The 12,587-nt window shown below is 73.7% G+C and carries 8 protein-coding genes and 3 pseudogenes; 4 read left to right on the top strand and 7 right to left on the bottom strand.

What is annotated here, in order from left to right; genetic code table 11:
• Positions 1–25: 25 nt before the first annotated feature.
• The 4 genes and pseudogenes from LNW71_RS25260 to LNW71_RS25245 all read right to left on the bottom strand — a co-directional run bounded on the left by LNW71_RS25260 (position 26) and on the right by LNW71_RS25245 (position 4,294).
• The gene (locus tag LNW71_RS25260; protein ID WP_250972138.1) at positions 26–799 is read right to left on the bottom strand and encodes an alpha/beta fold hydrolase; all 774 of its coding nucleotides are present in this window, start codon (positions 797–799) and stop codon (positions 26–28) included.
• Positions 800–906: 107 nt separating this feature from the next.
• Positions 907–1,746 carry an aspartate dehydrogenase domain-containing protein gene (locus LNW71_RS25255; RefSeq protein WP_250970329.1) on the bottom strand — a complete coding sequence of 280 codons (840 nt, stop codon included), beginning with the start codon at positions 1,744–1,746 and terminating at the stop codon, positions 907–909.
• Positions 1,743–2,669: a VOC family protein gene (locus LNW71_RS25250; RefSeq protein WP_250972137.1), complete on the bottom strand. Its 927-nt coding sequence runs from the start codon at positions 2,667–2,669 to the stop codon at positions 1,743–1,745. The genes LNW71_RS25255 and LNW71_RS25250 overlap by 4 nt, the downstream gene beginning before the upstream one ends.
• A gap of 145 nt (positions 2,670–2,814) precedes the next feature.
• Positions 2,815–4,294, bottom strand: a pseudogene (locus tag LNW71_RS25245) (aldehyde dehydrogenase).
• 322 nt (positions 4,295–4,616) lie between these two features.
• Between LNW71_RS25245 and LNW71_RS25240 the strand changes: the two are divergent.
• The gene (locus LNW71_RS25240; protein WP_250970328.1) at positions 4,617–6,047 is read left to right on the top strand and encodes an MFS transporter; all 1,431 of its coding nucleotides are present in this window, start codon (positions 4,617–4,619) and stop codon (positions 6,045–6,047) included.
• A gap of 66 nt (positions 6,048–6,113) precedes the next feature.
• Here the strand turns inward: LNW71_RS25240 and LNW71_RS25235 are convergent.
• Positions 6,114–6,445 (bottom strand): annotated as a pseudogene (locus tag LNW71_RS25235) (chorismate mutase).
• A 25-nt stretch (positions 6,446–6,470) separates the two neighbouring features.
• Positions 6,471–7,349 (bottom strand): AraC family transcriptional regulator, encoded by an 879-nt coding sequence (locus LNW71_RS25230; RefSeq protein WP_250970327.1) that lies wholly within the window; start codon positions 7,347–7,349, stop codon positions 6,471–6,473.
• 225 nt (positions 7,350–7,574) lie between these two features.
• Here LNW71_RS25230 and LNW71_RS25225 point away from each other — a divergent pair, with 225 nt between their 5' ends.
• The 3 genes from LNW71_RS25225 (at position 7,575) to LNW71_RS25215 (ending at position 11,633) form a co-directional block, all read left to right on the top strand.
• The gene (locus LNW71_RS25225) at positions 7,575–9,389 is read left to right on the top strand and encodes a glycoside hydrolase family 35 protein (protein ID WP_250970326.1); all 1,815 of its coding nucleotides are present in this window, start codon (positions 7,575–7,577) and stop codon (positions 9,387–9,389) included.
• A gap of 84 nt (positions 9,390–9,473) precedes the next feature.
• Entirely contained in the window at positions 9,474–10,382 is a 909-nt protein-coding gene (locus LNW71_RS25220) for a hypothetical protein (protein ID WP_250970325.1), read from the top strand.
• Between the two features lie 51 nt (positions 10,383–10,433).
• Entirely contained in the window at positions 10,434–11,633 is a 1,200-nt protein-coding gene (locus LNW71_RS25215) for an ankyrin repeat domain-containing protein (RefSeq protein ID WP_250970324.1), read from the top strand.
• Here the strand turns inward: LNW71_RS25215 and LNW71_RS25210 are convergent.
• Positions 11,618–12,528: pseudogene (locus tag LNW71_RS25210) on the bottom strand (SDR family oxidoreductase). The gene LNW71_RS25215 and the pseudogene LNW71_RS25210 overlap by 16 nt on opposite strands.
• Positions 12,529–12,587 lie beyond the last annotated feature (59 nt).

The following is a 12,587-nucleotide window of genomic DNA, read 5'->3' as shown; positions in this document are numbered from 1 at the left end:
TCCGGCCTGATCCGGACGAGAGGCCCTAGGCGGGTACGCGGGCGACGACGTGGAGGTGGGCGCGGACCCAGGCGTTGAAGGCCTCGGGCCGTTCCTGGTTGGCGAGGTGTCCGGCGCCGGAGAGGGTGACGTAGACGGATCTGGTGAGTGCTCCGGCGATGGCCTGCGACTCGTCGGTGCCGGTGACGGTGTCCTGTTCGCCGCACAGGACGAGGGCGGGTGCGGTGATGGCGGGCAGGTCGTCGGTGAGGTCGGTGTCGGCCATGGCCTGGGCGGCGTATCCGTAGCCGGGGCTGCGGACGGCGGCGGCCATGGTGGCGACGACGCGTTCGACGAGTGCGGGGGGTGCGCCGGCGGAGACCAGGCGTGGTCCGCGGGCGGCGGCGAAGGCTCCGGGCCCTTCGGCGGCGAGTTGTTCCGCCCGTCCGCGCATGGCCTTCGCCTTGTCCGGGTGGGTGCCGGAGCCGCGGCTGGAGTCGGCGACGATCAGGGAGGCGACGAGGCCGGGGTGGCGGGCGGCGAGGCGCAGGGCGATGACGCCGCCCCAGGAGACGCCGAGTACGTGGGCGGGGCCGCCGTGTTCGCGGATGAGGGCGGCGGCGGTGTCGGCGTATCCGTCGAGGCCGGGGGCGCGTGCGGGGTCGGCGGATTCCGCGTAGCCGGGGGCGTCCCAGGCCACCACGTGTACCTGGTCGGCGAGTTGGTCGAGCTGGGGGGTGAAGGCGGCGGAGGAGGAGCCGATGCCGTGCAGGCAGAGCAGCAGCGGGGCGTAGGGGTCGCCGGCCTCCCGGGTGTGCAGCGTGGCGGTGTCGACGGCGGCCGGTGCGGTGTCCGCGCGGTGCGCGGCGGCCTGCGTGTCCCCGTGGTCCCCGGCGGCCGGTGCGGTGTCCGCGTGGTCTGCGGCGGTCACAGGATCTGTCCTGCCCGGCCGACGACGGCGCCGAGGCTGCGGAGCACGGCGTGCGGGACGACCTGGCTGGTGGCGGGGTTGGCGGCGTCGGGCCGGTGGGCGACCTCGAAGCGGTAGGTGCCGTGCGGGCCGGCTGCTTCGATGACGTGCCGGGTGAGGGTGGCGGCCGGGTCGGCGACGACGACCACCTCGACGAGGTCGGGGTCGCCGGTGGCGAGGGCGACGGAGGCGGCGACGTTGGTGGACTTGGGGAACTTCACCGGTACGTCGCGTGCGGTGCCGCGCATCACCTCGACGGGTTCGGTGGTGGTGCGCAGCCGCTCGGTCAGCTCGGCGTCCATCCACGGCTGGTGGAGGGTGGCGGGGAGCTTGGTGGTGGTGAGGGTGACGGAGGTGAGGGGGCCGAGGCCGCGGACGGCCTGGAGGAGGTCGAGTCCGCCGACGGCTCCGCCGGTGAAGTAGACGCGTCCGGGTCCCGCGGCGCGCAGCCGTTCGACGAGTGCGGGGTCGACGAGGGCGCCGGTGGAGGCGATCAGCAGGTCGGCGCCGCTGTGCAGGACGCGCTCGGCCCATTCGCGTACCACTGCCTGGCCCGCCGCTTCGACGACGAGGTCGCAGACGGCGAGGGCGTCGTCGAAGGAGAGCTGGGGTGCGGGGGCGTCGACGAGGGGCCGGTTGTCGATGATGCAGGTGAGTTCGGCGCCGGGGATGTGCCCTTCGGCGAGTGCGGTGCCGACGACGCGTCCGATGGCTCCCCAGCCGACGAGGCCGATGCGGCGGACGGGGCGGGCGGGACGGGTGTGGGTTTGCGGCCGGGGGGTGAGGGTGGCGGTCACGCGGTCACCTCTTCTGGTGCGTCGGTGGGGGCTGCGACGCCCCCCAGGGGGCCGGGGTCGGGGGTGCCGGCCATGTGGCAGCGGATCTTCGCGGAGGGCGGGCCTGCGGTTCCCCACAGGTCGGAGAGGTCGGGGGTGCGGCGCCAGACCTTGGCGATCCAGGCGTCCTCGACGATCTGGGCGACCTCGGAGGTGTATTCGCAGACGAGTCCGGCGGGGTCGGTGAAGTACGAGAACGTGTTGTTGCCGGGGCCGTGCCGGCCGGGCCCCCACTGCGGGTCGATGCCGTGGTGGCGGAGCCGGCCGAGGCCGCGCATGAAGTGGTCGACGGATGTCATCTCGTACGCGACGTGGTTGAGGGAGGTCCACTCGGCCTGGTTGAAGGCGATGCAGTGGTGGTCGGCGTTGCAGCGCAGGAACGCCATCTGGTGTTCGGACCAGTCGGAGACGCGCAGGCCGAGGACTGAGGTGTAGAAGGCGACGGCGGCGTCGATGTCGGTGGTGTTGAGGACGGTGTGGGTGACGCCGACGGGGACGGCGGCGTCCCGGCCGCGCGGGGTGACGGCGTGGGTCTGGGCGCTGAGTTCGATCAGCCGGCCCTCGGGGTCGGTGAAGCGGAGTCCGTAGCCGCCGCCGACCTGGTCGAGGGGGCCGGGGCCGGCGGTGGGGACGAGGCCGCGGGCGAGGAGCCGGCGGGCCGCCTCGTCGATCTCGGCGGGGGTGGCGACGGCGAAGGTGATGCGGCCGAGGCCGTTGCGTTCGTCGCGGGTGAGGGCGAGGACGTGGTGTTCCTCCCCGGTGCCGCGCAGCCAGGTGGCGTCCGCCTCGCGTTCGACGGGTTCCAGGCCCCAGACCTCGGCGTAGAAGTCGGCGGACTCGGTGAAGGCGGGGGTGTGCAGCTCGACGGAGCGCAGGGCGCGCAGCCGGGCGATGGGTTCCTGGGGGCGGCGGGGCGGATGTGGGGGTGCTCGTGCATGGGGTTCTCCCGCTTCTCTTCGTGCGGCTCGGGCGACTCGGGCTGCTCGCGTGACGCGTGCGGCTCGTGGGAGGTGGGCGGCTCGGGCGGTGTCAGCGGCCGGCCCAGGGCAGCGGGGTGGTGTCGGTGGCCCAGTAGAGGGACTTCTGCCGCTGGTAGCCGCGGATGAGGTCGCGGCCCTTCTCGGTGCCGATGCCGCTGTCCTTCAGTCCGCCGAAGGGGGTGGAGATGCTGAACTGCTTGTACGTGTTGATCCAGACGGTGCCCGCGTCGATGCGGCGGGCCAGGCGCCAGGCGCGGGCGTGGTCGCGGGTCCAGATGCCGCAGGCCAGTCCGTACACGCTGTCGTTGGCCTGGGCGACGAGGTCGTCCTCGTCGTCGAAGGGCAGGGCGATCAGGACGGGGCCGAAGATCTCCTCCTGGCAGACGCGGGCGGTGTTGGGCAGGCTGTCCAGGACGGTGGGGAGGTAGTAGGCGCCGTCGCGGTAGCGCTCGCCCTCGGGGCCGCTCCCCCGCACCGCACGGTGGCGCCCTCCGCGCGGGCCAGGTCGACGTGCGCGGCGACGCTGTCGCGGTGCCTGTGGTGGACGAGGGGGCGACCTGGGTGTCGGGGTCGGTGCCGGGGCCGACGCGGAGCTTCTCGGTGCGGGCGACGAGTTCGGTGAGGAACTCCTCGTAGCGGGAGCGGGCGACGAAGAGCCGGGAGCCGGCGATGCAGCTCTGTCCGCTGGAGGAGAAGACGCCGTACATGACACCGGCCAGGGCCTGCTCCAGGTCGGCGTCCTCCAGGACGACGGTCGGTGACTTGCCGCCGAGCTCCAGCGAGAGGGGCATCAGCTTGTCGGCGGCGGCGTGGGCGAGGGTGCGGCCGGTGCTCGTGCCGCCGGTGAAGGTGACCTTTCCGACGGCCCGGTGGCGGACGATGGCGTCCCCGATGACGCTGCCGCGGCCGGGCAGGACGGAGAGCAGCGCGGTGGGCAGTGCGGCCTCGGTGAGTGCCTGGTGGACGAGGCGGCCCAGGGCGAGGGCGACGAGCGGGGTCCATTCGGCGGGCTTGAGGAGGACGGCGTTGCCCGCGGCGAGTGCGGGGGCGAGCTTCTGGGCGTCGCTGGCGATCGGCGAGTTCCAGGGGGTGATCGCGCCGACGACGCCGATGGGTTCGTGGACGCTCATGGTGACGTAGGGGCCGCGGGAGGGGGTGAGGGCGTCCTCGGCGGTCTCCAGGGCGGCGGCGGTGTAGCGGAAAGTGCCGGCGGCGCTGAGGACGAGGGCGCGGGTCTCGGTGCGGCACTTGCCGGTGTCGGCGGTCTGCAGGGCGGACAGCCGGTCGGCGCTGTCCTCGACGAGGTCGGCGATGCGGTGCAGCAGCCGGGCGCGGAGGTGGGCGGGCAGCTCGCGCCAGGCGGGGTCCTGGGCGGCGTGGGCGGCTGCGGCGGCGGCCTCCTCGACGTCGTCGAGGGATGCGGCGTGCACGGTGGCGATGACCTGGCCGGTGGCCGGGTCGACCGTCTCGATGAGGGCTCCGCGGCCCTGCCGCCACTGCCCCGCGACCAACACCTCGTCGGCAAGCATCAGTTGGCCTCCTGCTGTCGAATCGGTTACCTCAGAGCTAAAAATCTAAGTGCTTAAGTAATCGACCGCAAGCCCCCTCGGAAAAAACTCTTTCACCTCGGGGGTCTTGACGACATCCACCCCCGGGCGGATAAAACTTAAGCACTAAAAAGCTAGGCACCTACAGAGGTTCGGCAGAGTGCGGTGGGCGGTCCCCTGCGCCCACGTGCGTCGCACGGCCCTTCCCCAACCCGTACGCTCGGCTCACTCGCGTCCCCCTCTGCAGCCCGTACGCCTGGCTCCCCAACCGCTCCGGCCCCATGCGGAGCAGGAGGAACCCTGGATGAGCACCGACACCTCGCAGGACGCCGCACCGGGTTCATCGCCTGGCGGCACCACCCGCGCCGCCATCGCCGCCCGCTTCGAGCGGCTGCCCCTGTCCCGCTGGCACGTCACCGTCCGGCTCATCGTGGGTGTGGTCACCTTCTTCGAGGCCTTCGACCAGCTGCTGATCGCCTACGCACTGCCCGAGCTCCGCGACGAATGGCACCTGACCACGGGCGACGCCACGGCCGTACTCACCGTCGGCTCCGTCGGCATGCTCGTCGGCGCCCTGCTGTCGGGACGGCTAGCCGACCGCTACGGCCGGGTGAGGGTGATCGCCTACTGCGTGGCCGCCTCCGGACTGGTGAGTCTCGCGCTGACCGCCTGCACCTCGCTCACCCCCTTCCTGGCGCTGCGCTTCCTGCAGGGCCTCGCGATCGGCGGCGAGGTGCCGGTGGCCGCGGCCTTCATCAGCGAGATCACCCGGAGCTTCAAGCGGGGCCGCTTCGTCCTGCTGTACGAGCTGGTCTTCCCGGCCGGCCTCACCATCGGCGCCCTGGTCGCGGCCTGGGTAGTCCCGGCGGCGGGCTGGCGCGTGATGTTCGCGGTCGCCGCCGTGCCGGGTCTGCTGGCCTTCCTCGTCCAGCGCAAGGTCCCGGAGTCACCGCGCTGGCTGGCGGACCGGGGCAGGCTGACGGAGGCCGACGCCGTGATGACGCAGATCGAGGCGAAGGTGTCGGCGGCGACGGGCGAACCGCTGCCCCCGCCGGCCCGTGCCGCATCGGCCCCGGTGCCCGCGGCACCGGCCGCCACCACGGCGGAACACACGGCGACCGGCATCCGCGGCCTGTTCACCGGCCGCTACCGGCGCCGCACCCTGGTCGTCGGCGCGATCTGGTTCACCGGCTACTTCGTGAACTACGGCGTCACGTCCTGGCTGCCCAGCATCTACAAGGACGAGTACGGCCTCGGCCTCTCCGACGCCCTGCTCTACTCCACGGTGACGTCCGTCGCCGGTCTGCTCGGCTGCCTGCTGGTCGCCCTCACGGTGGACGCCCTGGGCCGCCGCCGGATCTTCGCGATCTGCCTCGGCGCCTCGGCCGCGCTCCTGCTGACCCTGGCCGCACTCGGCGCCCGCACCCCCGGGCAGGTCCTGATCTGGACCTCCCTGTCGGCGGTCGGCTTCTTCGGCTCCAACATCTGCCTGTACCTGTACACCCCGGAGCTCTACCCGACCCGGATGCGCGCCCTCGGCTGCAGCGTCGGCGGCGCCGTCAACCGCCTGGGCGTGATCCTCGGCCCGATCCTGGTCGGCGTGGTCTACGCGGCGGGCAGCAGCGTGGCCGCGGTGTTCGTGATGCTGGGCGCGGTGGCCGTGGTGGGCGCGGTGGTGGCGGGAACGCTGGCGGAGGAGACGGCGAACCGCTCGCTGGAGGAGATCTCACCCTGAGGCAGGGCTCAGGTACCGGCAGGCCCGGCGGCGCTCATGCCGCCGGGCCTGCCGGGCGGGCTCCGCTCACGCGCCGGCCGTGCCGTTCGACGCCGATTCGTCCGCGATCCGCTCGTGGTGGCGGATGACCTCGGCCACGATGAAGTTCAGCAGCTTCTCGGCGAACGCCGGGTCCAGGTGGGCGCTCTCCGCCAGCTGACGCAGCCGGGCGATCTGGCGGCCCTCACGCGCCGGGTCGGCCGGGGGAGGTGGTGGGCGGCCTTGAGGTGGCCCACCTGCTGGGTGCACTTGAACCGCTCGGCGAGCATGTGGACAACAGCCGCGTCGATGTTGTCGATGCTCTCGCGCAGCCGGTTCAGTTCGGCGCCTACGGACTCGTCGATGTCGCTCGTGGTCATGGTCGTCGAGCTTAGACCGGCCGGACTACGGAGTGATCGTCGGTGGGTGCTCCGGGTCCGGCACCCGGTCGCTCCAGCCCCCCGGCACGCTGCGCCCCTGCTGTTCCCGGAAGCGCACCGGGGCCATGCCGACGCGGCGGGCGAACAGCCGGGAGAAGTACGCCGGGTCGTCGTACCCCACCCGGCGGGCGACGGAGGCGACCGGCAGATCACTGGTGGCGAGGAGTTCCTTGGCGCGGCCGAGCCGGATGCCCAGGAGGTAGTCCTTAGGGCTGCAGCCCGCGCCACGCCGCACGGCCGTACGCAGTTCGGCGGGTGTCATGCCGTGCCGGGCGGCGTGCTCGGCGACGGAGAGCGGCTGGAACGCGTCCCGGGTCAGGGACTGCAGCACCGGGTCGCCGTCGGGGCTGACATCGGCGCGGGCCCGGCGCAGCGCGACGAGCAGTTCGTGGACGGCCGCGGCGGTCTCCACCTCCAGCAGCGGATTCCCGCGCCGGGCCGCGCGGACCATCCGGCCGACGGCGGCACGGGGCGCCGCCGTGTCGGCGAGCGGGACGAGGGGACGTTCCGGCTCGATGTAGCCGAGTTCGGTGTACGTGGTGGTGGCGGGGCCGGTGAAGTCGACGAAGCTCTCGTCCCAGCCGGTGGCCGGATCGGCGCCGTAGTGGTGCGGGGTGCCCGGCGTCAGCCAGATCAGGCTGGGCGCGGTGACCGGCACCCGCCGCCCGTCGGTTCCGGCGAACCATCCGCTGCCCGAACTGATCACCACGGCCACATGGTGGTCCAGGGTGCGGGGGCCGACGGTGGGGAGCGTGCCGTGCTGGAGACCCACCCCGAGACAGACCAGGCCGAGGCGGTGGTGGAGCGGGCTCGGCGTGAAGAAGCGCATCCAGGTGTGGTACATCGGCCTTCGCTCCCCGGTCCTCGCGTCGTGCCCCGACAGCGGTGTGTTGCGTCCAAACAGCAGTGATCTTTGTCCATGGACCGGCCGCACGCCAGGGGGTGAGGCTGGGTCGCGACATTCCTCCCGGGTTCGCCCGCTCCGTCACACGTGCCGCGTACCTCGCATTCCGTACGCGTACGGCGGTGTGCGGCGCCCGGGGCTGCCGCACAGAAGAGAACGGGCACGATGGCTGACTTCACGGTGGGCGACGACGACCACTTCCGGCTCGACGGGAAGCCCGTACGGCTGCTGTCGGGTGCCCTGCACTACTTCCGGGTGCACGAGGCCCAGTGGGACCACCGGCTCTCGATGCTGCGGGCGATGGGCCTGAACTGTGTCGAGACGTACGTGCCGTGGAACCTCCACGAGCCGCAGCCGGGCCGGTTCCGGGACGTCGGGGCGCTCGGCCGCTTCCTGGACGCGGCCCACCGGGCCGGGCTGTGGGCGATCGTCCGCCCGGGGCCGTACATCTGTGCGGAGTGGGAGAACGGCGGTCTGCCGGCCTGGGTGACCGGGCGGTTCGGCCGGCGGGTGCGGACCCGGGACGCCGAATACCTGGACGCGGTGCGAGCGTGGTTCGCCGAGCTGCTGCCGCAGGTGGCGGAGCGGCAGATCGACCGCGGCGGCCCGGTGATCATGGTGCAGGCGGAGAACGAGTACGGCAGCTACGGCACCGATCAGGTCTACCTGGGCCGGCTGGCCGCGATGCTCGGCGAGTACGGCGTGAGCGTCCCGCTGTTCACCTCCGACGGGCCGGACGACCACATGCTCACGGGCGGTTCGGTGCCCGGTCTGCTCGCCACGGCGAACTTCGGGTCGGGCGCGCGCGAGGCGTTCCGGGTGCTGCGGCGCCATCAGGGCGCGGGGCCGCTGATGTGCATGGAGTTCTGGTGCGGCTGGTTCGACCACTGGGACGCGCCGCCGGTGCTGCGCGATCCGGAGCAGGCAGCCGACGCGCTGCGGGAGATCCTGGACTGCGGGGCGTCGGTCAACATCTACATGGCGCACGGCGGGACGAACTTCGGCGGCTGGGCGGGCGCGAACCGTGCGGGACCGCTGCAGGACCAGGAGCTCCAGCCGACGGTGACGTCGTACGACTACGACGCGCCGATCGACGAGTACGGGCGGCCGACGGAGAAGTTCCGGCTGTTCCGGCAGGTGCTCGCGGCGTACGCGGACGGGCCGCTGCCCGCGCTGCCGCCCGAGCCCGCCGGACTCGCGGCGCCGGTGCGGGCCGAGCTGACCGGCTGGGCGTCGCTCGACGACGTCATGGCGGCTCTCGGCGACGAGGAGCGGGACGAGTCCGGTGTCCCGCTCACGTTCGAGGAGCTGGGCCTGGACCGTGGCCTGGTGCGCTACCGGGTCTCCGTCCCCGGCCCGCGCCGGCCCTACGCCCTGGGGGTGTCCGGCCTGCGGGACCGGGCGGTGGTGTACGTGGACGGTGTCCGCCACGGCGTCCTGACCGAGGAGGCCGCCACCCTGCCGGAGCCGGTCGCCGGGCCTGCCGAGGTCGAGCTGTGGGTGGAGTCGCTGGGCCGGGTCAACTACGGGCCCAGGCTGGGCGAGGCGAAGGGCATCACCGGGGGTGTGCTGCACGAGCGCCAGTTCCTGCACGGCGTACGGGCGCGGGCGCTGCGGCTCGACGCGTTCGAGGGGCCGGGGGCGGTGGCGGGCGTCCCGTTCGCGCCGGTCGACGGGTCCGCGCGCAGCGGCCTGTACCGGGGCACGTTCGCACTCGCGGAGACGGGCGCCGCCGGACACGCGGGGCTCGAACTGCCGGGCTGGACCCGCGGCTTCGTCTGGGTGAACGGGTTCTGCCTCGGGCGGTACTGGTCGGTGGGCCCGCAGCGGACGCTGTACGTGCCGGGTCCGGTGCTGCGGGACGGGGTCAACGAGGTGTGGGTGCTGGAGGTGGAGGCTGCGGGCGCGCCGTTCGTGGAGCTCGGCGCGGGGCTGCCGGTCCGGAGCGGACCCGCCGCCCCGGGGGACGCCGGCGCCTGACGGACGGTGCCCGCTTCGCCGGGCCCACCGGTGGCGCTGCGGTTACAGTGGAGCGGAGTTGAGCGTCGCGGAGGGGGCAGGGACGTGAGTGACGGCCCCCATGGCAGCCCGGTGGTGCACGGCTTCCCGCACCTCGCCACCGTCCGGTCGGCGATCAACGCGCTGTACCGGCGGCTGTCGTACGACGGCGTCCACCGTTACGCCCCGAGCCTCCTGCCCGCCGAGGCCGCCTTCGCCGACGCGGACGATCTGCATCTGGGGGCGCAGCGGGTGGCACGGGCCATGGTGCAGCACCTGCGTCTGCCGGATGCCCGGATGATCGTCGCGTTCCGTGCGATGGAGCACGCGGGGAGCGTCGAACTCGCGGCCGGGCCGGAGTACTTCATCGAGCTGAACGACCGGTTCCGTACCCATCGCAGGGACATCGGGGCCGCGTTGTCGCACGAGGTCATGCATGTGCTGCTGCACCGGCTCGGCCTGGAGTTCGCCGGCACCCGGGACAACGAGATCCTCACCGACACCGCGGCGGCCTACCTCGGCGCGGGCTGGCTGCTGCTCGACGCCTTCCGGGAGGACGCCACCTCCAGCCAGAAGCTCGGCTACCTCACTCCGGAGGAGTTCGGGTACGTGCTGGCCAAGCGGGCGCTCGCCTTCGACGAGGATCCCTCGCCGTGGTTCACCAGTCCGCAGGCCTACACCGCGTACGAGGCGGGCCGGGCGCAGGCCTTGCGCGAGAGCGCCCAGCCGCCGCTCACCGCGGCCGGCTGGGCGGGCCGGCGCCGGTACGCCAAGGACCGGCGGTACGCCCAGGACCATCCCGGTGCGGGTACGGCCCCCGGCCCGGAGGCCCCGTACGCCTTCGAGACCACCCGGGAGGGCCTCCGGGTCACCTTCCCGTGCCCGACCTGCCACCAGCGCAACGGCATCCCGGTCCGCGGCCGGGTGCGGGCCCGGTGCGCGCTGTGCCGCACGGCCCTCGACTGCACCACGTGAGGTGCCGCTGCCCGCAACGGGCCGCGGCGCGAAGCGTATTACAGTCGAAATATGACAGAGGAACCTACGGCGCGGACGGAAACGGCGGGCGGGCAGAGCCTGTCCGACGCGCTCCATGAGGGCGAGAACGCCGTCGTGCGGCTGCTGCGCGCCGGTGTGTCCGCCGAGTCGTCCGACGAGGACGGCGCGAGCGCGCTGTACCTGGCGGCGGTTTCGGACCGGCCGGGCGTGGTGCGGCTGCTGCTGGCCGCCGGCGCGGATCCGGACCGGGCCTGCGGGCCCGAGTCGGGTGATCTGCCGATCTGCGGTGCGGCGTGCGGGGGTCACACGGAGGTGGTCGAGGCGCTGCTGGCCGCCGGGGCCACGCCGGACCTGCCCGAGCAGTTCGGGTTCACGGCACTGCGCTGGGCGGTGGGTCTCGGCCATGCGCGGACCGCGCGGATGCTGCTCGCCCACGGCGCCGACCCCTGCCTGCCGAGCCCGGAGGGCGAGTCCCCGCTGCTCCTCGCCGCCCGGCGCGGCTCACTCGAAACGGTACGGGCGCTGCTGAGCCACGGCGCGGGAGCGCGGGAGGGTGCGCTGCGGGAGGCGCTCGGCGAGGCGCGGCGGATGCTGGACGTGGACCTGGAGCGGGAGATGCGCGCCGGGCTGCTCGATCTGTACGGGGACTCGGACGCGCACCAGGTCGTGGTGCACCGCGCGGTCGTCGACGGCGGGGAGACGCTGACGGTCGAACTGGTGCGGGACGGGAAACCGCGCGCGGGCCGGGACCAGCAGACGGGGCACGGGGCGATCGCCACGGTCCTGGAGGCCGAGCTGGGGCTGCTCGCCCCGTTCGAGGAGCTGGCGCGGCGGGCGCTGTCCGGGGGCCCGGAGCTGGACAACTGGCAGGCGGCCGCGGATGCGTTGCGTGCGCGCGGTGACGAGGAGACCCGGCAGGCGGCGGCCGCGTGGTGTGCGGCGGGTGATCCGTCGCGGCGGGCGTTCGGCGCGGACGTCCTGGCCCGCCTCGGGTCGCCCGTCCCCCGCTCCCGGGGGCGCTGCCCCCGTACCCCCGCTCCTCAATCGCCGGAGAGGCTTGATTTCCCCGCCGCCACGACTGATCTCCCCGCTTACAGGCCCGCCGGGCAAAATCCCGCCCAGCCCCACTTACAGCCCCGCCGGCGTTTGAGGCGCGGGGTCCGGGGCGGAGCCCAGGGGGCGGCGGCCCGCCGCGGCAACGCCCCCGCCCCCGGCTACCGCGCCCCGTAGACCGGCGCCCCCACCCCCGCCTCCGCCAACAGCTTCCGCGCCGCCTCCCCCGCCGCACCCGGCTCCCACCGCGCCCCCAGGTCCGTCGTCGGTCCCGCCCGCCAGCCCTGCATCACCGTGATCCGGCCGGCCTCCGCCTCGAAGACCCGCCCGCTCACGCCGTCGCTCGCGGCCGAGCCGAGCCACACCACGAGCGGGGAGACGTTCTCCGGGCCATCGCGTCGAACGCCCCCTCGCCCGGTGCGGCCATCGTGCCGGCGAAGGTCTGCTCCGTCATCCGGGTCCGGGCCGCCGGAGCGAGCGCGTTGACCTGGACCCCGTACCGTTCCAGCTCCGCGGCGGCGACCAGCGTCAGGCCGAGGATGCCGGCCTTGGCCGCGGAGTAGTTGCCCTGCCCCACGCTGCCCAGCAGCCCCGCCCCTGAGCTGGTGTTGATCACCCGGGCCACCGGCCGGCGTCCCGCCTTCGCCTCGCTCCGCCAGTGCGCCGCCGCGTGCTTCAGGGGCAGGAAGTGGCCCTTCAGGTGCACCCTCATCACGGCGTCCCAGTCGTCCTCGTCCAGGTTCACCAGCATCCGGTCGCGCAGGAAGCCCGCGTTGTTGACCAGGGTGTCGAGCCGGCCGAACGCCTCCAGAGCGGTCGCGACGAGGCCGGCCGCGCCCCCGGTCGTGGCGATGTCGCCGCCGTGGGCGACCGCCTCACCGCCCGCCGCCACGATCTCGTCGGCCACCCGGCGGGCCGGCCCGGACGAACCGCCGTCGCCTCCGGGGCCGACCCCGAGATCGTTGACGACCACCTTCGCGCCCTCGGCCGCGAAGGCGAGCGCGTGGGCGCGGCCCAGGCCGCGCCCCGCACCCGTCACGATCACGACGCGGCCGTCGCACAGACCAGTCATCTCACATCTCCTTGTTGGCGATGCGGGGGAAGGCTGCTACCTTCCACACCTAACAAACG

It is taken from the genome of Streptomyces sp. RKAG290 (assembly GCF_023701695.1).
Classification (GTDB): Bacteria; Actinomycetota; Actinomycetes; order Streptomycetales; family Streptomycetaceae; genus Streptomyces.
This window is presented reverse-complemented; position numbering and strand designations above follow the sequence as displayed.